General features: G+C 61.7%; 19 protein-coding genes. 15 read left to right on the top strand and 4 right to left on the bottom strand.

Translation table 11 applies throughout. The annotated features are described in order from the left end of the window. The first annotated feature begins 97 nt into the window (after positions 1–97). Positions 98–2,500 (top strand): TonB-dependent receptor, encoded by a 2,403-nt coding sequence (locus APH42_RS04885; RefSeq protein WP_060492867.1) that lies wholly within the window; start codon positions 98–100, stop codon positions 2,498–2,500. Positions 2,501–2,557: 57 nt separating this feature from the next. On the opposite strand, the gene APH42_RS04880 is transcribed toward APH42_RS04885, so the two are convergent. Further along, complete coding sequence (locus APH42_RS04880; protein ID WP_060492866.1) at positions 2,558–3,472, bottom strand: LysR family transcriptional regulator; 915 nt, start codon at positions 3,470–3,472, stop codon at positions 2,558–2,560. Positions 3,473–3,589: 117 nt separating this feature from the next. Here APH42_RS04880 and APH42_RS04875 point away from each other — a divergent pair, with 117 nt between their 5' ends. The 3 genes from APH42_RS04875 (at position 3,590) to lgt (ending at position 6,233) form a co-directional block, all read left to right on the top strand. Continuing rightward, positions 3,590–4,438 carry a type 1 glutamine amidotransferase domain-containing protein gene (locus APH42_RS04875; RefSeq protein ID WP_060492865.1) on the top strand — a complete coding sequence of 283 codons (849 nt, stop codon included), beginning with the start codon at positions 3,590–3,592 and terminating at the stop codon, positions 4,436–4,438. A 16-nt stretch (positions 4,439–4,454) separates the two neighbouring features. Beyond that, the gene (locus APH42_RS04870) at positions 4,455–5,177 is read left to right on the top strand and encodes an SDR family oxidoreductase (protein WP_060492864.1); all 723 of its coding nucleotides are present in this window, start codon (positions 4,455–4,457) and stop codon (positions 5,175–5,177) included. Positions 5,178–5,414: 237 nt separating this feature from the next. Further along, a complete protein-coding gene (gene lgt, locus APH42_RS04865) occupies positions 5,415–6,233 on the top strand; it encodes a prolipoprotein diacylglyceryl transferase (RefSeq protein WP_060492863.1) in 819 nt (272 codons plus the stop codon). 32 nt (positions 6,234–6,265) lie between these two features. Here lgt and APH42_RS04860 read toward each other — a convergent pair whose 3' ends face one another. Beyond that, positions 6,266–7,189, bottom strand: a complete 924-nt coding sequence (locus APH42_RS04860; protein WP_060492862.1) for a TIGR03571 family LLM class oxidoreductase — start codon at positions 7,187–7,189, stop codon at positions 6,266–6,268. Positions 7,190–7,421: 232 nt separating this feature from the next. Between APH42_RS04860 and APH42_RS04855 the strand changes: the two genes are divergently transcribed. Together APH42_RS04855 and APH42_RS04850 are read left to right on the top strand one after the other, a co-directional pair. Beyond that, on the top strand, positions 7,422–8,327 hold the full coding sequence (locus APH42_RS04855; protein WP_060492861.1) for a LysR family transcriptional regulator: 906 nt from the start codon (positions 7,422–7,424) through the stop codon (positions 8,325–8,327). Next, a complete protein-coding gene (locus tag APH42_RS04850; protein WP_082421379.1) occupies positions 8,239–9,885 on the top strand; it encodes an FGGY-family carbohydrate kinase in 1,647 nt (548 codons plus the stop codon). Before APH42_RS04855 ends, APH42_RS04850 begins: the two co-directional genes overlap by 89 nt. Before the next feature lie 45 nt (positions 9,886–9,930). On the opposite strand, the gene APH42_RS04845 is transcribed toward APH42_RS04850, so the two are convergent. Further along, positions 9,931–10,863 (bottom strand): LysR family transcriptional regulator, encoded by a 933-nt coding sequence (locus APH42_RS04845; protein ID WP_177336841.1) that lies wholly within the window; start codon positions 10,861–10,863, stop codon positions 9,931–9,933. A 205-nt stretch (positions 10,864–11,068) separates the two neighbouring features. Here APH42_RS04845 and APH42_RS04840 point away from each other — a divergent pair, with 205 nt between their 5' ends. From APH42_RS04840 to APH42_RS04795, 9 genes are all read left to right on the top strand, one after another. Further along, positions 11,069–11,587, top strand: a complete 519-nt coding sequence (locus APH42_RS04840) for a flavin reductase family protein (RefSeq protein ID WP_060492859.1) — start codon at positions 11,069–11,071, stop codon at positions 11,585–11,587. Positions 11,588–11,637: 50 nt separating this feature from the next. Next, positions 11,638–12,621 carry an ABC transporter permease gene (locus tag APH42_RS04835; protein WP_082421378.1) on the top strand — a complete coding sequence of 328 codons (984 nt, stop codon included), beginning with the start codon at positions 11,638–11,640 and terminating at the stop codon, positions 12,619–12,621. 47 nt (positions 12,622–12,668) lie between these two features. Continuing rightward, positions 12,669–13,601, top strand: coding sequence for a sugar ABC transporter substrate-binding protein (locus tag APH42_RS04830; protein ID WP_060492858.1), 933 nt, complete (start codon positions 12,669–12,671; stop codon positions 13,599–13,601). Positions 13,602–13,614: 13 nt separating this feature from the next. Then, positions 13,615–15,111, top strand: a complete 1,497-nt coding sequence (locus tag APH42_RS04825; RefSeq protein ID WP_060492857.1) for a sugar ABC transporter ATP-binding protein — start codon at positions 13,615–13,617, stop codon at positions 15,109–15,111. A gap of 9 nt (positions 15,112–15,120) precedes the next feature. Next, a complete protein-coding gene (locus tag APH42_RS04820) occupies positions 15,121–15,918 on the top strand; it encodes an SDR family NAD(P)-dependent oxidoreductase (protein ID WP_060492856.1) in 798 nt (265 codons plus the stop codon). 72 nt (positions 15,919–15,990) lie between these two features. Then, positions 15,991–17,109 (top strand): LLM class flavin-dependent oxidoreductase, encoded by a 1,119-nt coding sequence (locus APH42_RS04815; RefSeq protein WP_060492855.1) that lies wholly within the window; start codon positions 15,991–15,993, stop codon positions 17,107–17,109. A gap of 38 nt (positions 17,110–17,147) precedes the next feature. After that, positions 17,148–18,026, top strand: a complete 879-nt coding sequence (locus APH42_RS04810; RefSeq protein ID WP_060492854.1) for a transketolase — start codon at positions 17,148–17,150, stop codon at positions 18,024–18,026. A gap of 2 nt (positions 18,027–18,028) precedes the next feature. Then, complete coding sequence (locus APH42_RS04805; protein WP_060492853.1) at positions 18,029–19,009, top strand: transketolase family protein; 981 nt, start codon at positions 18,029–18,031, stop codon at positions 19,007–19,009. A gap of 267 nt (positions 19,010–19,276) precedes the next feature. Continuing rightward, positions 19,277–20,497 (top strand): carbohydrate porin, encoded by a 1,221-nt coding sequence (locus APH42_RS04795; RefSeq protein ID WP_060492851.1) that lies wholly within the window; start codon positions 19,277–19,279, stop codon positions 20,495–20,497. A 91-nt stretch (positions 20,498–20,588) separates the two neighbouring features. Here the strand turns inward: APH42_RS04795 and APH42_RS04790 are convergent, their stop codons facing one another. Next, the gene (locus tag APH42_RS04790) at positions 20,589–21,494 is read right to left on the bottom strand and encodes an NAD-dependent epimerase/dehydratase family protein (protein ID WP_060492850.1); all 906 of its coding nucleotides are present in this window, start codon (positions 21,492–21,494) and stop codon (positions 20,589–20,591) included. Positions 21,495–21,571: the final 77 nt, after the last annotated feature.

Genomic DNA, 21,571 nt, shown 5'->3' with positions numbered 1-21,571 from the left:
GGGCTGCTTTCGAATGAAAATTTTTATCATTCGTGTCCGGTTTTTCTTGCTCGTCCCACCTCTCTCCTGACAACAGCAAAAATTCAGGAGTATCCACGTGTTCAAACCTTGGCCCCTCGCCCTTGCCATCGCGCTGGCAACCGCACCAACGGCCGTCGTCCAGGCGCAAGGATCTGCGCAGCAACAGCGGCAGCGTTTCGACCTGCCGGCCGCCAGCCTGGCGCAAACCCTCAACACCATCGCCCGCCAAGGTGGGCAGGTGATGTCGCTGGACCCGGCTCTGGTCGTCGGCAAGCAGGCCCCCGCGATCCAGGGTGAGATGAGTGCCTTGCAAGCCGTGCAGCAGGCGCTGGTGGGCAGCGGCCTGCAACTGATCGTCACTGGCAGCGGCACCTTCAGTGTGGTGCCGACGGTGGACGCCAAGGGCGCGCTGGAACTGGGTGCTACCAACATCAACAGCGTGGGGCTGGGCGAAACCACCGAGGGTTCTGGCTCGTACACCACCGGCGCCGTGACGATCGGCAAGACCCCTCAGTCGCTGCGCCGTACACCGCAGTCGGTGACCGTGGTTACGCGCAAACTGATGGACGACAAGAACCTGGTCTCACTGGACCAGGTGATGGCCCAGACCACAGGCATTACCCGCGCCAACCGTGGCTACGGCAACCATCACTTCAGCTCCCGGGGTTTCGACATCACCGACGACAGTTACATGGTCGACGGCGTGGCCGGGCAGGCCTACGCCTACACCGGCTGGATGATCCCCGACATGGCGGTGTTCGACCGTGTCGAGGTACTGCGAGGCGCCTCGGGCCTGTTGGTAGGGGCGGGCAACCCAGGCGGTGCGGTCAACCTGGTGCGTAAGCGCCCGACGTCGGAGCCACGTTTCTCCGTGACCACCCGTGCCGGCTCCTGGGACAATTACCGGCTGGACCTGGACGCCAGTGGCAGGCTGAACCCGCAAGGTTCTCTGCGCGGCCGCGTGGTGGCGTCCTACGAGGACCGTGGTTACTTCACCGATGTCAGCAAGTCCAAGCGGCCGTTGCTGTACGGCATAGTCGAAGGCGACCTGAGCGACGCCACTACCGTTGCTTTGGGTTTGCGCCGGCAGACTTCGCGCATTGACGGCTACAGCGTGCTGGGCTTGCCGAACAACCCGGATGGCAGCAACCCGCACCTCAAGCGTTCCACCTTCCTGGGCCAGGACTGGGCCACGCTGCAGACCCGCACCGACGAAGTGTTCGCCGACCTCAATCACCGTTTCACCGACAACTGGAGCGGCAAGCTGGCGCTGTCGCACTCCGAAAGCAGTTACAACCGCAGCGCCATCGAATGGAGCGCAGAGGACACGCTGGAGTACGGCAGCCCCACTGGGCCGATGATCAACGACACCAGCTTTCACAAGTTCGATGTCACCGCCAACGCGGTGGACGGCCACCTGGACGGCGAGTTCGAAGCGTTTGGCCTGAGCCATCAGCTGTCGCTGGGGGCCAACTGGTCCCGGCGCAAGATGAATGACAAGGACGCCACGGTAAAGCTCGACAGCCCCATCCCGCTCAATGTGTTCGACCCGGACCACAGCATTGTCCCAGAACCTTCGCGACAGGGATGGGACTACAAGGAAGACACCTTCGATACCCGTTACGGCACCTACCTCAATGCCCGCCTGCACATGACCGAGGACCTCAGCCTGGTACTGGGCGGGCGCCTGAGTTGGTACAAGACCGAGGCCTGGAGTGGCGGGCTGAAAAGCACCAATGAACAGAAGCACGAGTTCACGCCTTTCGTTGGTGCCATCTACGACCTGAACAACAACTGGTCTCTGTACGCCAGCTATGCCGATATCTTCATGCCCCAGGCCAGTTACCGCAGTGCGGGTGGCAAGATGCTTGACCCCGCTATCGGTTCCAACTACGAAACCGGCATCAAGGGCGAGTTGTTCGACAAGCGTCTGAACCTGTCCTTTGCGCTGTTCTATATCGAACAGGAGGACGTCGCCGCTCGCGACTATGCCAATGATGGCAACTGTCCCACAGACGTTGCAGGCCGTTGTTACGTGAACAGCGATGGCATCAGCCGCAGCAAGGGCTTCGAGGCAGAGGCCAGCGGTGAGTTGCTGCCGGGCTTGCAGGTGGCGGCGGGTTATACCTTCAACACCACGCAGTCGGAGACTGGCGGGCCGATCTCGGCACAAACGCCCAGGCATCTGCTGCGGGTGAACACCAACTACACCCTGCCGGGTGAGTGGAACCGCCTCAGTGTCGGCGGTGGTGTGTCGGCCCAGTCCCATTACTACGACGCTTACAATGGCGTGAGCAACAGCGGCCGGGCGGTGTTCGATGCACGGGCGGCGTACAAGCTCGACCAGCACTGGACGGTGGGCGTGGACGTGGAGAACCTGCTGGACCGCAAGTATTTCGACTCGACCGGTTACTGGACCCGCGGCACTACTTACGGCGCGCCGCGTAGCTACATGCTGACCTTGCGTGGGGATTTCTGAAGCTCGCCGCAAACACCCCCCTGAATTGCGCGCCTGATGTTGGACACAAATCCAACCTCAGGTTGCGCCTTCATCCACAGCCGTCGCTATCAGAAAATCGATTAATGCCCGGCTGGCCGCCGACAGTTGGCGATGCGGCGGATAAATGATCGAGAAAGGCCGTCGGGCACCTTCGTAGTCCTCCAACAAACGCTCCAGCCGGCCCTGCTGCAAGCGTTCGGCGACGATGAACTCGTAAGTCTGACAGATCCCGACACCCTGATCGGCCAGTGAGATGCAACCCAGCACATCGTCCGCCACCACCGGATTTCCCTGCGGTATGAAGCATATTTCCTCCTCACCTTGGCGGAACTGCCAAACGCCTGGCCGGCCGTTGCTGGGCATTACGAAAGGCAGGCAGTTGTGTCCGGCCAAATCTGCTATGGATTGCGGCCTGCCGGCACGCGAGATGTAGGCCGGCGCCGCCACCAGGCAAAGCCGAGCTTCCTCCAACCGACGCGCCACCAGGGCGCTATCCGGCAAGACGCCAAGACGAATGGCCAGGTCATACCCTTCGGCCACCAAGTCGACATTACGATTGGTGATGCTCAACTCGACCTGTACTTTCGGATAACGCAGCGCGAAGGTTGCCAGCATGGCCGGCAACCGGTGATGCCCATAGGTGGTCGGCGCGCTCAGACGCACACGGCCCTGCACCTCGCCTTGGCCGCTCAGTGCTCGCTCCGCGCTGGCGATCTGTTGAAACGCAGTGCGGGCCTGCTCGATGTATTCCAGGCCACTGTCAGTGACGCTCAATCGACGCGTGGTGCGGCGTAGCAACTGCACCCCTAGGTGTGCCTCAAGCCGTGAAATCGCCCGACTAACCACGGAGGGTGTGGTGGCGAGGGCCACCGCTGCCGCGCTGAGCGAGCCACGCTCTACTACCTCCAGCAGCGCCTCGACATCCCCTAGGTGACCAAACCGTCGCGCCATCTTGTTCTCCAGAGCAAAACTGCTTTCCCACGCCCCCAATTTATCGCCTGGTTGATCATCAATAAAGTGTCCATCAGGGCACGGCATCCGGCTTGTGCATGAATGGGAGAAAATGCGATGGGGACTTACCGACGACTGATCCTGGCTGCTGTCATTGGCAGCGTGAGCTTGGGCGCCCACGCGGCTAACGTGCTGGTGGTGCTGTCCGACGAGAGCCACCTAGGCCTGCGCGATGGTAAGGCCTTCGCCACCGGCTTCTACCTCAACGAGCTGCTGGAGCCGACCAAAATGCTGCTCGACGCAGGCCACCAAGTGACCTTCGCCACTCCCCTCGGCCGTGCGCCTACTCTGGACCGCAGCTCGGCCAGCGCCCAGTACTTCGGTAACGATCCGAAGCAATTGGAGCAATACCAGGCGCTGCTGGACCAGTTGCAGCTCACTTCTGCGGAGCATTCGCCGGTGATAAGCCTGGCCCGTGTGGAGCAGATTGGCTATGGGACGTTCGATGCAGTCTACGTGCCTGGCGGCCATGCCCCGATGCAAGACCTACTCGCCGACCCGGCCCTAGGTCGTCTGCTTCGTGCATTTCACGCCGAGGGCAAAACCACCGCGTTGCTCTGCCACGGTCCCATTGCTCTGCTCTCCGCGCTGGACCAGCCGCGCAAGTTGATCCAGGCACTGGAGAGCGGGAGCCGGACAGCGATGCCCGACGACTGGATCTATTCTGGCTACCGCATGACGGTCATCAGCAACCAGGAGGAAGAACAGGCCAAGGGCCTGCTCGGCGGGGGGCAGATGAAGTTCTATCCGCAGACCGCCCTGGAGCGCGCGGGCGGGCAGTATCAGAGCAACCAGTCGCCCTGGACGCCTAATGTTGTCATCGACCGTGAATTGATAACCGGGCAGAACCCGGCATCAGCGACGCAGGTGGCCCAGGCTGTTTTGCATCGTCTGCAGAAACACTGATCAACAGGGGCATGCCATGACGCAACGTACCTTTTTGATTACCGGAGCCAGCAAGGGCATCGGCCGGGCAATTTCCGAACAACTGGTGGAACAGGGCCATCAGATCGTTGGTATTGCTCGCCAAGCAGGGGATACCAGCTTCCCCGGCGAACTGATCGCCGCGGACCTGAGCGACTCAATGCGTTTGTTTGCGATGCTGGCGGAGCTGACCAAGCACTACGCGTTCGACGGCGTAGTGAACAACGTCGGTTTGGTCCGTCCGCAGATGCTGGGCGAAATTGACTTGGCAAGCTTCGATGAAGTTATGCGGGTTAACTTGCACCCTGCGTTGCAGGCGACCCAAGCGTTGCTGCCAGGGATGCGCAAGCGCGGTTGGGGGCGCGTAGTGAATATCTCCAGCCTGACCGTGCTCGGTATTCGCCAGCGCACTTCCTACGCGGCTGCCAAGGCAGCGTTGGTCAGCTTCACTCGCAGTTGGGCGCTGGAACTGGCGCAGACCGGAATTACGGTCAATGCGGTCGCTCCAGGGCCGATCGAGACCGAACTGTTCCGCGGCGGCAATCCGCTGGGCAGCGCAGGCGAAGCTGCCTATATCGCCGCGGTGCCGATGGGGCGGCTCGGGCAGCCACAAGAAGTCGCTTCGGCAGTGGCCTTCCTGCTTGGGGAGAGCAGTGCCTTCATTACTGGGCAGACAATTTACGTTGACGGTGGCGCATCTATCGGTCGCAGCGGTCTTTGACAACAGAGCCAGGGCGCTGATCGTGCGAAGTGCCATCTCGGCAGCGACCTTGCCCACCCTGAGAGCCAAGGCAAGCGGCAGCCTTGGCGGCCTAGGTGAGCCCATAACCTGCTCTTAATCCAAACGCCTCAGCCTTGCCAAAATTTTAAGCCCCCTGGGCGCGCCAAGTGACAGGCCTACCCAGTTCCATGCCCGCACAGATGAAGAAAACGACCAACACGGTTGGAGGCTACACACATGTTGATCCACTGGAGCTTTGACCCTGTCCTGGTGACTTTGGGGCCCTTCTCTATCCGCTGGTACGGGGTACTTTTCGTCGGCGCATTCCTGGGGGCACAAAGAATACTCAGAGGCATCTTCAATGCTGAGGGCATCAACCCAGATTACGCAGAGCGGTTGTTTTACTGCGCGCTGGTCGGTGCCATCGTGGGTGCACGACTTGTCCATTGCTTGTTTTACGACCCTGATTACTATCTCGCCAATCCGTGGGCGATCCTTCGTGTTTGGGAAGGAGGCCTAGCTAGCCACGGTGGAATGATCGGTGTACTGATTGGACTGTGGCTTGGATCTCGATCAGTGAAATCGGACATGCCCTTCCTCTGGCTGATCGACCGGGCAAGCCTTCCCGCAGCATTGGGAGCAGCGCTTGTACGAATCGGCAATTTTCTGAATTCTGAGATTCTGGGCAAGCCTACTTATTCAGATTGGGGCGTCGTATTTCAGTCCGTTGATGCCGTGCCACGCCATCCCGTTCAACTCTACGAAGCGCTAGCCTATCTGCTGACGTTCTTGGCTTTGCTGGGTTGTTACCAAAAATTCAAGCACCGCACTCCCCATGGCCTGCTGTTTGGCGTGTTTTTGACCCTGGTGTTTTCGGCACGCTTGATCCTCGAGTTTTTCAAGGAGCCGCAGGCCGCCTACGAAGCCCACCAACTGTTCAGCACAGGTCAGTACCTTAGCCTTCCAATGGCTTTGATAGGCGCAATACTGATTTGGTGGTCGATCGTGCATTCTGCAGGCGATCACAAGAGAATGGGTACGTCAGCACAGGCTTGACGAGCGGGCTTGGCTCCAGATTGAACAAGTGGCTACCCATGGAAATGCGGTAGCACGAATGTTCCCAACTCCTCCAGTGTCTCGTCCAAGGGGCGCCGGTTGTGCCGCAAATGGAGACCAATATGCGCCACGCCCGCCGCGCGCATGGCTTCGAGTTCGGCAATCAACCCCTTGCGCCCCACCTTGCAGCCGAAGCGGTGACGCTCCAGCGGCGCTTCGGGGCTTTCATCCAGGTCCAGGTGAATGAATGACACGTATGGCTTGTCTCCCGCCACCTCACGCCACACGCCTGCGCGATGTACGTGTTCGGTGGGGGTGCCAGGGTAGGCCAGCCAGCCGTCCAAGTGCTCGCCGACCCAGGCCGGGCTCTGTTGTGCCAGGCCCGCCACGAGGAGCGGTATAGGCTGGTGCGGCCTTGGGAGTACTTCGACGCCAGCCGGTAGATCGGCACTGCGCCACTCGCGCAACTGGGTGATTTGCTTTCGAAACACCTCGCCACGGTTATCGAAGTCGCGGCCGAACAGCGGGTACTCCACGGGTCGATCACCACTGGCCACTCCCAGTAGCAAGCGTCCGCCACTTAGCAGGTCGGCGCTGGCAGCCGCCTTCATGGTCAGCAACGGTTCGCGGATCGGTAATACCACTGCGGCGGTGCCGAGCAGGATGTTGCGGGTCACACCGGCCAGGAAACCTAGGTAGGTGAATACCTCGAATACCTGTGCGGCATCGCCGAACTTTGGATCGTACAAGGGCACGTCGCGTACCCAAAGTGCGCGGAATCCCAGGCGGTCAGCGAGGGTAGCCAAGCGTGCGTGGTGGGCGAGATCCGGTATCCCGAACGGTGTCCCTGCCCGCTGCCGAGACTGCTCGCGCACGCTGTTCCAATCGTTGTCCAACGGCAGTTCGAGGCCAATGCTCAGGCCTCCAGTAGTAAGTTTCTGCAAAGTAGAATTCATGGCTGGGGTTCGCAAGACAAGAAATGGCGGCCAGCCTATGGCAGCTCCAGCTTGTGCAGTAGACCCGGATAATTCAAATCAATTGTGAATTGAGGTCGTGAATGTCGCTGGGCTCCTTGTGAGGGGAGCAGCCTCACTTGTCAGTGATTCTAAAAACAGTTTTTACCCGTTGCCGTCTGCCCAGCCCCCATACCGCACGCTAATCTTTCCTATTTGTGCCCAAGGATCAGCAATGGCCCGACTTGACATCAACCGCTCCGGTGAACTGGAGGTGTTCGTGCGTGTCGTCCAGGCTGGAAGCTTCTCGGCAGCGGCGCGAGACCTGCGGATAACGCCCTCGGCGGTGAGCAAGCTTGTCGCACGCCTGGAAGGGCGGCTGGGGTCACGACTGTTCAACCGCTCGACCCGCCAGCTGAGCCTGACCCATGAAGGTCGCGCTTACTACGAGCGTGGCGTGGGGCTACTGGCCGATCTGGACGAATTGGAGCGCAACGTTGCCTCCCAGGATGCGCCACGAGGACGGGTGCGCATCAATGCCAACATGGCCTTCGGTTATCACTACCTGTTGCCGCTGGTCCCACTGCTCATCAAGCACTTGCCAGAAGTGAAGCTCGATCTGGTGCTGACCGACGAGGTGATCGACGTAGTCGGCCAGCGCACCGATATCGCTGTACGAGCAGGCCCCATGAAAAGCTCCAACCTGGTCGCTCGCAAGCTTGGCCAAACGCGCATGGTGATCGTGGGCGCGCCCGGCTATCTTCAGCTTCATGGTGTTCCAGACTGTCCCGCAGCGCTGCAGTGCCACAACCTGCTGACGGCCAACTATGCGCGAGCCTTCAATGGCTGGCCTTTGCAGGACGGGGGGCAGGTGATCAAAGTGGTTACGGCAGGCAACGTTCAGGCCAGTGATGGCGAAGCCTTGCGCCGCTTGGCGCTCAGTGGCACAGGGTTGGCGAGGTTGGCGGCGTTCCGGGTGCGTGAGGACATCGCCGAGGGGCGTCTGGTGCCGGTGATGGAGGCGTACAACCCAGGCGACCTGGAAGAAGTTCATGCAGTGTTCGTCGGCCAGGACGGCTATGTACCGCTGCGGGTTCGCGCGGTGCTGGATTTTCTCGTCGAGCACGTACACGTTCAATGACCGTGGCCGCGCGCCGGTCACGTTGGTCGAGGTACGCAATGTGAGCAGCCAGGCGATTCTCATGGGTGTCGATCTGGGTACCTCCAGCACCCGAGCCGTGGCCCTCGATGCCCAGGGCACTTTGCGTGGTGTCGCACGCGTGGGCGATGTGCCGATGGCGCAGAGGCCCGGGCAAGGCATGGCGCGGGAGGGGTTTCTCGATGCACCGCTGGCGGCCATCCGGCAAGCACTTGACGACGCCCGGGCGAGCCCGGCGCAGGTATCCGGGATCGCATTGTGTGGGCAGATGGCTGGACTCTGTGCGGTGGATGCCATGGGTGACCCCGCGACTTCCTGCGATGCCTGGCTCGACCTGTCCTGTGCCTCAAGCGTGGCCTTGTTGCGGTCGCATGAGCGGGAGATCGTGGCGCGTTCGGGCAGCCAACTGATCGCCAGCCATGGAGCCAGGTGGCTGCAGATCCGCCAGCAACAGCCAGATCTCTACCAGCGCTTGTGCAAGTTGACGGTGCCTTCTGCTGTGGTGGCTGGACGGCTGTGTGGGCTGCCTGGGCAAGCGGCGTTCATGGATACCACTTGCCTGGGGTTCAACTGTTTTGCCGATGTTGCCTCCGGTGGCTGGAACCTTGATTTGGTCCGGGCGTTGGCGCTCGACCCTGCGCACCTGCCGCGCGTCATCGAACCCTGGGAGCGCGTCGGTGGTTTGACCCGCGACATAGCACAGGCGCTTGGTCTTCTTCAGGGTACGCCGGTGTTCGCCGGGTGCGGCGATGTCGCCGCGACCTTGCTGGGTGCTGGCGTGTCAGTGCCAGGGCAGCTCGTGGACATTGCGGGTACCGGCTCTGTGTTCTGCGCGGTACGTGACGACTTCAGCGTGGACGACCAGCACCACACATTGCTGACCCTGCGCCACTGCATACCGGGCCTCTATTACAGCGCTGGCTACGTTGGTGGTGGCGGGTTGTGCTGTGACTGGTTGGAGTCGCTGCGGGCTGAAGCCCGCCCGCCTCAGGATGTCAGCGCGGCATTGCGAGAACGCGCACAGGTGCCACCGCTGTTGTTCGTACCGCATATGGGCGGCCGTCATTTACCGTTGTTTGCGGATATGCGCGGTGCCTTTGTTGGCCTGACCTGGCAGCACGGTCTGGCCGACATGCAGCGGGCGATGGTCGAGGCTACCGCCTTTGAGTACGCCGTTTTTCTGGAGGCCATACGGGGCACCGGCTTGAGGCCCGTCGAAGGCGGTGTGCTGGTGGTAGGCGGAGGGGCCTCGAGCGAGGTGTTCAACCAGGTCAAGGCCGACGTGCTAGGGTTGGCCTATCGTCGTCACGGGGTATTCGAGGCCGCGGCCCGAGGGGCGGCGCTGTTGGCCGGCCACGGAGCTGGGGTTTTCACCGACCTGAAGCAGGCTGCTGGGCGGGTGACGGAGGCGGTGAATGGGGTCACGCTGCCGGGCCAATCGAAGCACGGGTTGTACCAGCAGCGACGGCAGGTTTACGGCAGGATGCTGGAAGCGCTCGGGCCGGTGTTCCGAGACATGGCGAGGTTGCCATGGATGTAGGCTGGTCGCTGCTGGCCTCCTCGCGGTTGCAGACCTCTTGAGCCTTCAATGTCCCGCGGGCCTGAGCAGGTGGCGCGCAGGTGTTTCCAGTTCGTTGAAGTAACGCACTGCGAAATCGACGAATGCCCGTACCCGCTGGGGCAGTTTCTTACCGCCCTCGGTCAGCAGGTGGAAGCCGGTCGCTGGGCAGCTGAAATCCTCCAGCAACGGCACCAGCCGCTGTTCGTGAATATCTTCGGCAACCTCCCAGACAGACTTCCAGGCGATCCCCAGCCCTTGCAGCGCCCATTGGCGCAGGGTGAAACCATCGTTGACCAGGCGATTACCCCGGACTTGCACCGAAAACGTTTCCCCGTCACGCGTGAAACGCCACTTGTCCTGGGGGAAATCCGCTTGTAGATGAATCAGGCAGTTGTGCTCCAGCAACTGTTCCGGGCACAGCGGCGTACCGTGGCGCGCCAGGTAATCTGGTGAGCAGCAGACAATGCGGCGGTCACCTCCCAGCGAACGCGCCACCAGGGTGCTGTCAGGCAGATTGCCATAGCGGATCGCGATGTCCGAGCCGGATTCGACGAAGTCCAGCAAGCGGTCGGTGAAGAACAACCGCACGGTGACGTGGGGGTGCTCCTCGACGAACGCATCGACCAATTGGCTGACCCACTGGCGGCCCAGATCGGTGGGGCAGGTGACGCCGATCGTACCGCGCAGTTGTGCGCTACCGCCACGGATGACGCCGTCGAGAGCCTCCACGTCCTCCAGGATTTTCTGCGCCGCTTCGAACAGGTACAACCCTTCGGCGGTGGGGCTCAACCCACGTGTATTGCGCTTTAGCAGGCGCAGACCATAGAACTCCTCCATTGCCTTAAGGCGACCGCTCATGGCTGCTGGCGAAAGGCCAAGCTGACGCCCAGCCATCGACAATGAACCGCTTTGTACCACCAGCCTGAACAGCCGTAGGTCCTGGAGCCTGTCTGCCATGGTGTCACCTCGTTGTCGTCATTGCGTGCCAGGGCATCATTTTTCACGTTTGCTTAAAGCTAGGCAATGTAATGGCTTGAAGGCGGCTAATACAGGGGGTGGCCTTTCGAATGCGCTGAAAAGTCATTCCGGGAAAATCGAATACTTGTCGGGTAGAAACGCTCCTTAACATGGCAACAGGCTCAACGCTAAGAGGAGTTGAATGATGTCTGTTGCATCGAATCAAACCACCCACGGCAATCAGGATGTCGCCGATCTGTTTCGCAGCGCCATGGGGCGTTTCGCCTCATCGGTCACCTTGGTCACCACGGTCGACGAGCACTGCTGCCCGCACGGCCTGGCCGTCACCGCGTTCTCCTCGGTTTCGATGGACCCCGCATCCGCGCTGGTCTGCGTCAACCGTAATTCCAGTGCGTCACCCATCATCAAACGGTCCGGCCTGTTCTGCGTGAACATGCTGCAGAAAGAGCATGAGGCCCTGTGTGCCATCTTCAGCAAGCCTGAGTTGCGAGACCGGCGCTTCGTCGATGGCGACTGGGCTGTGGGCGTCAATGGCCTGCGCTACCTGGCCGACGCCCAGGCTTCGATCTTCTGCGAAGTCGTCCAGGCGGTGGAATACGGCTCCCACACCATCTTCATTGGCAATGTCGTGAACGTCATGACCCAGTCGCTGGAGTCGCCACTCGTGTACATGGGTGGGCGCTTCAGGGAACTGGCAGCCTGACTGCAATTAGTGCTCGTACCCCTCAAATAAATACAAGAAGTGGTGTTCGTATGTATGGCTTCAGTTCCAAGGTGCGCCTGATTCCGCCTTCATTCAAGCTCAACGCGCAGGCGTCGGGCATCACCGGCCCGTTGCTCGGTCTGGTCCTTCTGTGCGTGGTGCTCAGCCTGACCACCGACGCATTTCTCACCTTGAGCAACCTCCTCAATATCCTCGATCAAGTGACCGTGCTGGGCATCATGGCCTTGGGCATGACACTGGTTATCCTGATTGGTGGAATCGACCTGTCAGTCGGGGCGGTGCTGGCCGTGTCGATCATGGTCATGAGCTGGGCCGAGCACGTCATCGGCCTGCCCATGGGCTTGGCGATCGGCGCGGCATTGCTTACTGGCGCGGCCTGCGGTGGTGTCACGGCAGTACTGGTGGTGCGTGCCGGATTGCCTTCATTCATCGCCACTCTGGCCATGATGTCCGTTGCCCGTGGCCTGGCCTACATGGTTACGGACGGAACGCAGATCAGCGGCTTTCCAGAATGGTTCGGCAACCTTTCCATCATCCGATACGCCGGTGTGGTGTCGCTGACTGTGGCCTGTTTCGTGGTTCTGGCCCTGCTGTTCTGGTTCGTGCTGCGCTTCACCGTGGCCGGGCGCAGCCTCTATGCCATCGGCGGTAGCGCCAAGGTCGCCAAGCTGTCGGGCATCCGGGTCAAGACCCATACCGCCATCGTTTACGTGATCTGCGGCATCACCGCCGCGCTGGGTGGGGTCATCCTCACTTCGCGCCTTGACACCGCCGGTGCTGGCGCCGGGGTCGGCTACGAACTGGATGTGATCGCTGCTGTGGTGATCGGCGGCGGCAGCCTCAAGGGCGGCGCTGGCAGCGTGGTTGGCACCTTGGTGGGTGTCCTGATCATCGGCGTACTGCGCAACGGTTTGAACCTGGCCGGCATCTCGCCCTTCGTCCAGCAAGTGATCATTGGCGCGGTCATCGCCGCTGCCGTGATGCTCGATGCCATGAAGCGAAAGCCCGCGTAATTCCCACATCAGCCTTTGACAATCAGAACAATTCTGGAGGCGTGTAAATGAACGTTTTCTCTTTACGTGTGCGCGTTTTTCTTGCCTTGATGCTGCTGCCTGCCCTGGCCAGTGCTGAAGGCAAACCGCTGAAAGTGGGTATGTCGATCCCAAGCCTGCAATGGGAGTTCTACCTGATGGTGCGTGACGGCGTGCTGGAGCAGGCCGCGAAGGATGGCATCGAGGAGGTCTTGGTCGTTGACGCGCAGGCCGACGCCGCGCGTCAGGTCAGCCAGATTCAGGACTTGCTGAGTAAAGGTATCGACGTGCTGCTGTACACCGCCACCGGGTCCGCCGCCTCGGCTGTGCCAGTGCGCCTGGCCAAGCAGCAGGGAGTACCGGTGGTGTGCGTCGATAACTTCCCGAAGAACGTCGAGTGTGACGCCTACATCTCCACTGACAACATCGCCGCCGCCGCCGAGCTGGCGCGTCAGGTGGTGAAACTGACCGGTGGCAAGGCGCAGATCGGCCTGCTCCAAGGGACCCTTGGCGACACCACCGAGAAGACCCGCGCCGATGGTTTCGACGTCGAACTGGCCAAGACCCCGGGAATGGTGATCGTCGATCGCAAACCCACCGACTGGCTGCAGGACAGCGGCTTCAAGGTGGCCCAGGACATGTTGCAGAAGCATCCGCAGATCGATGTCTTCGTTGGCCGCTCAGATGCCCCGGCCTTGGGCGCCGCCCAGGCCTTACGCGTGGCCAACGTACAGCACAAGGTGTGGATTTTCGGCTACGACGGCCTGCGTCCTGCGCTGGAGGCGGTGCGTGACGGCAAGATGGACATGACCATCACTCAGCAAGCTGTGGAGATGGGCCGTGTCGCCCTGCGCACTGCGCTAGCCCTCAAGGCTGGCGTGCCGGTGGAGAAAAATCAGGCGCTGCCCGCCTTCGTCACCACCCGCGAGAACGTCGAGACGTTCATCACCCGCCACCCATGAGAGGACGCCGAGCATGAAAATGGCAAGCACGCACGCGCCCTTCTTCCGCGCCGACCAGTTGGGGATGTCATTCAATGGTGTCGGTGTGTTGGAGAGTATCAGCCTGGAGATCGGCCGCGGTGAAGTGGTGGCGCTACTCGGCGAAAACGGCGCTGGCAAGTCCACGCTGTCGTCGATCATCGCCGGCGCCCTGTGCCCGAGCCGTGGCCGCATGACCCTCGAGGGACAGCCCTATGCGCCGACCTGCCCGAAGGATGCCATCGCCTTGGGTGTGATCATGATCCACCAGGAAATTCAGTTGCTGCCTGAGCTGAGCGTGGCGGAGAACATCTTCCTTGGCCATCTGCCGACCCGCAGTGGCGTAGTTGATCGCCAGCGTATGCGCCGCGAGGCACAGGTGCAGCTTGAGCGCCTGGGCCTGGACATTTCGCCGGACACACTGGTGCGTGAGCTGAGCATTGCCGCTCAGCAGTTGGTGGAAATCGCCAAGGCCCTGACCCTCAACTCACGGCTGCTGATCCTTGATGAGCCCACCGCGGCGCTGGGCACAGAGGAGACTGAACGGCTCTTCGAGCAGATCGAGGTGCTCAAGCGTGAAGGTGTGTCGTTCATCTACATCAGCCACCGAATGGAAGAAATCGGCCGCATTGCCGACCGCATCGTGGTGATGCGTGACGGCCACCTGGTGGCCCATCACGCTCAAGCGGATGTCGAGGTGGACCTGTTGGTGGCACAGATGGTCGGGCGTTCGATCGAGCGGTTGTTCCCAGTGATCGCAGCGCCCCGTGCCCGAGAGGTGTTGACGGTGCGTCACCTGACTTGCCGCAGCAAGCGCTTCCAGAACATCTCGTTCTCGGTGCGTGCTGGTGAAGTGTTCGGTATCGCCGGTATGGTCGGCGCCGGGCGTAGCGAGGTTATCCGGGCCATTGCCGGGGTCGACCCGGTAGCCAGTGGCGAGGTGACAGTCGACGGCCAGGTCCTGCGTCTGGACGGTGTGCGCGGTTCGATCGATGCCGGCGTCGTGCTGGTGCCCGAGGACCGCAAGGCCGAAGGCGTGGTGTTGGACCATTCGATTGCCGAGAACCTGGCGTATTGCAACCTTGACCGCCTCGGCATTCGAGGGTTGCTGACGCGGGGCAGAATCGATGCTTTCGCCAGCGAGCGCATCGCCTCCCTCGGCGTCAAGGGCGATCCGGACAAGCCCCTGGACAAGCTTTCCGGCGGCAACCAGCAGAAGGTGGTGATCGCCAAATGGATCGCGCGGCAGCCCAAGGTGATCATCCTCGACGAGCCGACCCGTGGCATAGACATGGGGGCCCGCGCCGCGATCTACCAGTTGATCGCCGACCTCGCCGCCAGTGGCGCGGCCGTGGTGGTGGTGAGCTCGGACCTGGACGAGGTGATTGGCCTTTCCCACCGTGTGATGGTCATGGCCCGTGGCACTTGCCAGGGCATTCTCGACGGTGAGCAAGTCGCACCGCAGCAGATCATGGCCTTGGCGACTGCCTGAGGAGTGCCGATGGACGCTATCGAATACCAGCACCTTCCCGAGACGCCGTTCGAGAGCCTGCTGGACCTGGACGGCCAAGTGGCAGTGGTCACCGGAGGCAGCTCTGGCATCGGCCTGGACATTTCCCGGCGCCTGGCCCAGGCCGGTGCGCGCGTGGTGATCGGCAGCCTGGCCCGCGAGCGCACCGATGAGCTGATGGACGAAGGCTTGGCCGTGCACTTCGTCGCTACCGATGTCAGCTGCCGTGCGCAGATCGAACGGCTAGCGACCGAAGCGAGTGGGCAGGGCAGGCTGCGCATCTGGGTGAACAACGCTGGCATCTACCCACTCAAGGCCATCGACGAGGTGGACGAGGGCTTTTGGGATCGCATGCAGGCAATCAACACCCGCGCCGCATTTTTCGGCGCCCAGTGCGCCCAGGCGCAGATCCGCCGACACGGGGAGGGCGGCAGCATCATCAACCTGTCGTCGGTGTGCGGTCATCGACCAATGGCCAACCATGTGACCTACGACACCAGCAAGGGCGCGATCCTGGCCATGACTCGCAGCTTGGCCAAGGACCTGAGCCGTCATTGCATCCGGGTCAACTCGATCTCGCCCGGGCTGACCGCGACACCGGGCAACCTGGAACCTGAATTGTTCCGCCAGCACCAGCACAACCGTGTGCTGGAAAACATCCCTCTGGGCCGCCCCGGGGAGCCATACGAAATCGCCAACGTAGCGTTGTTCCTGGCTTCGCCCCTGGCCTCGTACCTCACCGGCACCGACATCACGGTCGACGGCGGCTGGCTGCTGCACGGCAGCTGACGCCCTCGCCCTACCGCCAAGGCGCCTGTGTGGGTGCCTGGGCACGCTATCGCCTGATAAAGGAGAACCATCATGAAACTCGCGATGTTCATGCAGCCTCTGCACCACAAGGGCTGGGACTACCATGAAATGTACGACCAGGACATAGCCTGTGTCGTCCACGCCGATCAGGTCGGCTACGACGAAATGTGGATCGGCGAGCACACCTCGCAGCGCACCGAGCCGATTACCAACGCCCTGCAGTTCATGTCCGCACTGATCCCGCTGACTCAGCGCATCAAGCTGTGCACCGGTGTGCTCAACTTGCCGCACCACCACCCGGCGCGCATTGCCGCCGATGCTGCCATGTTCGACCACATGAGCCGCGGCCGCTTCATCATGGGTATCGGCCCAGGGGGGTTGGCCTCCGACTTTGAAGTGTATGGCAGTAACGGCAAGGACCGTGGCCGGATGATGGTCGAGTGCTACGAGATGATCCGCAAGATCTGGAGCAGCAATGCACCCTACCAGTTCTCTGGCGAGTACTTCGATGTGTCGCTGGTGAATACGGTCAATCATGAGCTGGAGATCGGCTACATGCCCAAGCCGTTCCAGCATCCGTTCCCGCGCCCTGCCACGACCGCCATGAGCCCGTTCTCCAGCACTGCGAAACTGGCCGGCAGCAAGGACTGGGACCTGATGTCCGCGAACTTCAACCCGACCGCCACGGTAGCGTCGCACTGGCAGGCTTACCTCAAGGGTGCCGAGGAGGCCGGCCACCAGGCCGACCCGCGCAACTGGCGCGTGGCGCGCTCGGTATTCGTCGCAGACTCCAAGGCCCAGGCCGAGGATTACCTGGCTGATCCGAACTGCACCCTGCGGCGTTACTTCGAGTACATGATCGATAACCTCGCCAGCAACAACTACATGCAGATCTTCAAGACCCGCCCTGACATGACTGACGCCGAGGTCACGGTCGATCACTGCATCCGCGAGATGGTGATTTACGGGGATGCCGACAGCGTGGTCGAGCAATTGGTCGCCTTCAGTGAGCGGACCGGCCCGTTCGGCACCCTGATGACCACTTTCCACGAATGGGATGACGAGGCCTTGTGGCGCCGTTCGATGGAATTGACCGCCCGTGAAGTGATGCCACGACTGAGCCGTTACATGCAGCCGCGTCTCGATGCAGCCATGGCCGTCAGCGCCTGACTGATGCCTTCAGAACGTTTACCGATCCAAGGTGCAACATGACCCTAGCAGTTGATCCGAGCAACACCGACGAATACGCGCTCACGCCCAGCGAGCTGGCGCGCCTGCGTGAAAAGGCGCAGTTCATCCGCCTGGAAACCATCCGCCTCATCGAGATTGCCAAGGTTGGCCATTACACTTCGGTGTTTTCCGCGGCCGAGCTGTTCGCCGCGCTTTACTACGACGTGATGTCCCTGCGGCATGGCGAGCCCAAGTGGCCGCTGCGCGACCGCTTCATGATGGGCAAGGGCCACGCCGCCGTGGGCCTGTTCCCGGTGCTGGTGGAGTGGGGCTTCTTCGACAAGGAGATCCTCGACGGCTACACCCGCCTGGGCAACCCGCTGGGTGACCACCCGGACATGCGCAAGGTGCCCGGCGTGGACTTCTCCTCAGGCTCCATCGGCCATGCACTGTCGGGCGGTTTGGGCATGGCGATGGCCGGGCGCATGCTCGGCCAGGACTTCACTACGTTTGTCATGGTCGGCGACGGTGAAATGCAGGAGGGCCAGGTGTGGGAAGCGGCCATGGCCGCCTCGCATCACAAGGTAGGCAACCTGGTGGCGATCGTCGATCGCAACGGTTTCCAGCTCGATGGCAGCGTTGACGATGTGATTGGTGTCGAGCCACTGGCTGACAAATGGCGTGCGTTCGGCTGGGAGGTCTACGACGTCGATGGCCACGACCTGGCCGCGCTGACCCCTCTGTTGCGGCGCATCAAGGCTGAAAAGGGCCGTGAGAAGCCGGTGTGCATCATTGCCCAGACCCTCAAAGGTAAAGGCGTCTCGTATATGGAGACGGAACCTGGCTGGCACCTGGGCTACCTGGACCCTGAAGACGCGCAACGCGCCATCGACGAAATCAAGAGCAAGGTGATCTGATCATGAATACTGCCCCCCTGTCCCCCAACTCCTGGCAGTACCGTGCCCTCAATACCCAAACGCCTGGCCTGGATGCGTTGTCCGATGCTTTGCTGGCGTTGGTCGAGCAGGGCGAACCGGTGGTCGCTGGTACTGCGGACCTTCAATACTCCAACGGCCTGGCCAAATTCGCTCAGTTTCATCCGGAGCGCTTCGTGCAGTTCGGTATCTCCGAGCAGAACATGGTGTCGTGCGCCGCCGGTATGGCTGCGGTCGGCATGAAGCCGTTCGTGGCCACCTTTGCTTCGTTCTTGCCGCTTTTGTGCTGCGAGCAGATCCGCATGGATGTCGCTTACTCGGCGCTACCGGTGCGCCTGATTGGCCACCACGCCGGGATATCCCTGGGCTTCTATGGAACCTCGCACCATGCCACCGAAGACCTGGCGATCATGCGCGCGATTGCTGACATCACCATCGTCGCACCGGCCGATGCCAACCAGCTCAAGGCCGCGATCAAGGCCTCGGCCAATCACCCGCAGCCGATCTACTTCCGCATCCAGCGCGGGCGTGACCCGGTGGTGTACGAAGAAGAACCTGTGTTCGAGTTTGGTAAGGCCACCACGTTGCTTACCGGTGACGAGCTGACCATCATCGCCACAGGCTCGACTGTGCACCCGGCACTGCAGGCGGCCAAGGCGCTCAATGCCCAGGGGCGTTCGGTGGGGGTACTGGACATGACCACGGTCAAACCGCTGGATGTGGAGGCTGTTTTGCGCGTGGCGCGCCAAAGCCGGGCGATCCTTACCGTCGAGGAGCACAACATCATCGGTGGCCTGGGGGGCGCTGTGTGCGAGGTGATCGCCGAGGCTGGCATTGGCACGCGCATCCGCCGTCATGGCATCTATGACGAGTACAGCCTGATCGCGCCGCCTACCCACCTCTATCGTCACTACAAGCTGGATGCCGAAGGCATCGAGAGCGTGGCGAGAGAGTTGATCGACTAACCTGCAGCTGCAGTTCACCCACTGCAGTGCCAGCACGCTCCTACGGCGACCATCTCGACGTCTGTAGGGGTGTGTTGGGCACACTCGGCAGGGCTGGCCTGCTGAGCCTTTCCTGCGACTGACAACTTCAACAGAACCCCAATAAACCTTTTTTTCGCCGCGATCGCGCGGCGGGTGAGCGCGTGTCTGACGCCCTTGCCGTGGACGGCTGTCGCCCGCAGAAAACTGATCGCCCGCAACAAAAAAACAACAAAGCGGAGCACCACCATGAAACTGAAGTTCCTCACCACCCTTGCCGGGGCGTCCCTGGCTACCCTCGTACTGCCGGCTTATGCCCTGGAGTTCACGGGCTACCTCCGAACCGGTGCCGGCGGCGCCTCCAGCGGCGGCAGCCAGAGCTGCTTTCAGCTTCCCGGCTCACCCTCGAAGTACCGCTTGGGCAACGAGTGTGAACAGCTCGCCGAACTGCAATTGGCTCAAGACCTGATCAAGCCTGGCGACGGCTCGACTTTGAGTGTGGTGGGTATGGCCCAGCTGTTCGCAGGCTATGGCCACACTCCACGGTTTACAGGCGAGCACGGCTATTCTCGAATGGTGCAGATGTACGCCCAGTGGCGCGACATGCCGGTACTCAATGGTGGCGCGTTCTGGGCCGGCCGGCGCTACTACCGACGTAACGACATTCACATCTCCGACTATTTCTACTGGAACCAGAGCGCCACAGGCTTTGGCGTTGACGAAGTGGCCATTGGCGACCTTAGGTACAGCTATGTGTTCTCGCGCAAGGACAACCTGTTTCAGGAGCCCTACATCAACCGCCACGATTTCAATGTCGGTGGCTTCAAGAGCAACTCGGGGGGAGAGCTGGAGTTCGGCGTGAGTTATCTGCAACGGCCCGACAGCCGCGGTGCTCACAGCGGGTGGTCAGTGGCGGCGCAGCACAAGCAGCGGGGCATTTTCGGCGGGTTGAACACCTTCGCCCTGCAATACGGCCGTGGCCCCGGCACTGCCTTGGGATACACCGGTGACCCTACCCTGGACAACGGCAACCAGAGCTGGCGTGCAGTGGAGTACTTCGACTGGCAACTGACGCCGCGTTTCGGTGGGCAGTTCCAGGTGGTCTACCAGAAGGACCGTCGCCCTGATGGAAATGACCAGGACTGGCTGTCGCTGGGCGTGCGCCCAGTGTACGCATTCGGCGACCATTTCAAGCTGATCACGGAGCTTGGCCGCGACCAGATCGATGCCCCCGGCGGCACACGCAAGCTGACCAAGATCACCGTCGCGCCCACGTGGTCACCGGCAGGGCCGGGCTTCTGGCAGCGACCGGAGGTACGCCTTTACTACACCCATGCACGCTGGAACCATGCCGCTCAGCGCGCCGCCAATGAGAGTGCGGCGGGCTCGGCGCTGTCTGAAAGCGGTGCTTTCGGCAATGCGCTGCATGGCAGTAACTTCGGGGTGCAGGTGGAGTATTGGTGGAAGTGAGGCAGTAGTGGGGCGGGTGTGGGGGGGGCCCGCACTCGCCCGATCGCGATCCGGTTTGCCTGTAAGTGGGGGGCTGACTAAACCGGTTGTCTTACCAATGCACGCTGGTCGTGCGCAGCCACTGGTGAATTGACTCACGCTTGGGCTGCCAGCCCAGCAACTGTCGCGCATTTACCGCCCGTACGCGGCTGTTTGAGCCAATCGCAAAGCGGGCCCAGTCACCTAGCTCGGCAATCGCCTCGTCCGCCGGCCAGCTCTCGATACGCCCTTCGTAACCTAGTGCGTGGCTGATGGAAGTCGCGATCTCGATGAACGAAGCCTCGCCGTTCTCGGCAAAGAACAACGACGCCGAAGGTGCCTTTTCCAAGGCCAGTCGATACAACTCGGCAAGGTCCTCAATGTGTACGTTGGACCACCGGTGTACGCCCTCGCCTAGGTAAGCACCAGCGCTGAACTGGCGCGACTTGGCCAGCAGCTTGGGCAACTGGTCGCTGGCGGTCGGTAGGCCCAGTGCATCGCCGTAGATCATGGTCGGGCAGAACACAATGGCGCGGATGCCCAGCTCCACGCCGGCATTGCGCACGCGTTGGTTGATCGCCACACGGTCACGACGGATGTCCATCGGCTCGAACGGCGTCTCGTCGGTGAAGATTGCCTCCCGCTCGTAGGCACCGCGCGCGTCGTCGCCGACCACGCTGGAGCCAGAAGTGTGGATGAACGGTTTACCGCTGCCACGAAGGGCGTTGATGAAGGTCTCGACGCTGGCCCGGTGGTCGGAATCGGCGGTGTGCACCACGGCGTCGGCGGCCTGGGCTTGCTGGGTGAGGATGTAGGTGTCATCCAGGGTGCCCAGTACTGGGGTGATGCCCAAGGCTTGCAGGGCATCGCGTTTGGCAGGATCACGGATCAGGCCGGTGACCTCGTGCCCGGCGTCTGCCAGGTACTTGGCTACCGAGCCACCGATGTAGCCTGAAGCGCCGGTAATGAAGATTTTCATCGTGGACCTTTCTTATTGATGAGTGGAGGTAAGCATCTGTGTTGCAGGCCTACGGTAAGAACTTGCCGAAGGCGCGA

The sequence above is a fragment of the Pseudomonas sp. NBRC 111140 genome (genome assembly GCF_001320885.1).
GTDB classification, from domain to species: Bacteria; Pseudomonadota; Gammaproteobacteria; order Pseudomonadales; family Pseudomonadaceae; genus Aquipseudomonas; species Aquipseudomonas putida_P.
The sequence above is the reverse complement of the archived record's forward strand: the minus strand, read 5'-3'. Positions and strand labels throughout refer to the sequence as shown.

Bases quoted from the DNA above. Each gene is read 5' to 3' on its own strand.
- APH42_RS04855 (WP_060492861.1), top strand. From the start codon at position 7,422: ATGGCCCGACTTGACATCAACCGCTCCGGTGAACTGGAGGTGTTCGTG.
- lgt (WP_060492863.1), top strand. From the start codon at position 5,415: ATGTTGATCCACTGGAGCTTTGACCCTGTCCTGGTGACTTTGGGGCCC.
- APH42_RS04860 (WP_060492862.1), bottom strand. From the start codon at position 7,189: ATGAATTCTACTTTGCAGAAACTTACTACTGGAGGCCTGAGCATTGGC.
- APH42_RS04875 (WP_060492865.1), top strand. From the start codon at position 3,590: ATGGGGACTTACCGACGACTGATCCTGGCTGCTGTCATTGGCAGCGTG.
- APH42_RS04830 (WP_060492858.1), top strand. From the start codon at position 12,669: ATGAACGTTTTCTCTTTACGTGTGCGCGTTTTTCTTGCCTTGATGCTG.
- APH42_RS04790 (WP_060492850.1), bottom strand. From the start codon at position 21,494: ATGAAAATCTTCATTACCGGCGCTTCAGGCTACATCGGTGGCTCGGTA.
- APH42_RS04845 (WP_177336841.1), bottom strand. From the start codon at position 10,863: ATGGCAGACAGGCTCCAGGACCTACGGCTGTTCAGGCTGGTGGTACAA.
- APH42_RS04810 (WP_060492854.1), top strand. From the start codon at position 17,148: ATGACCCTAGCAGTTGATCCGAGCAACACCGACGAATACGCGCTCACG.
- APH42_RS04880 (WP_060492866.1), bottom strand. From the start codon at position 3,472: ATGGCGCGACGGTTTGGTCACCTAGGGGATGTCGAGGCGCTGCTGGAG.
- APH42_RS04795 (WP_060492851.1), top strand. From the start codon at position 19,277: ATGAAACTGAAGTTCCTCACCACCCTTGCCGGGGCGTCCCTGGCTACC.
- APH42_RS04835 (WP_082421378.1), top strand. From the start codon at position 11,638: ATGTATGGCTTCAGTTCCAAGGTGCGCCTGATTCCGCCTTCATTCAAG.
- APH42_RS04870 (WP_060492864.1), top strand. From the start codon at position 4,455: ATGACGCAACGTACCTTTTTGATTACCGGAGCCAGCAAGGGCATCGGC.
- APH42_RS04820 (WP_060492856.1), top strand. From the start codon at position 15,121: ATGGACGCTATCGAATACCAGCACCTTCCCGAGACGCCGTTCGAGAGC.
- APH42_RS04840 (WP_060492859.1), top strand. From the start codon at position 11,069: ATGTCTGTTGCATCGAATCAAACCACCCACGGCAATCAGGATGTCGCC.
- APH42_RS04815 (WP_060492855.1), top strand. From the start codon at position 15,991: ATGAAACTCGCGATGTTCATGCAGCCTCTGCACCACAAGGGCTGGGAC.
- APH42_RS04805 (WP_060492853.1), top strand. From the start codon at position 18,029: ATGAATACTGCCCCCCTGTCCCCCAACTCCTGGCAGTACCGTGCCCTC.
- APH42_RS04825 (WP_060492857.1), top strand. From the start codon at position 13,615: ATGAAAATGGCAAGCACGCACGCGCCCTTCTTCCGCGCCGACCAGTTG.
- APH42_RS04850 (WP_082421379.1), top strand. From the start codon at position 8,239: ATGCAGTGTTCGTCGGCCAGGACGGCTATGTACCGCTGCGGGTTCGCG.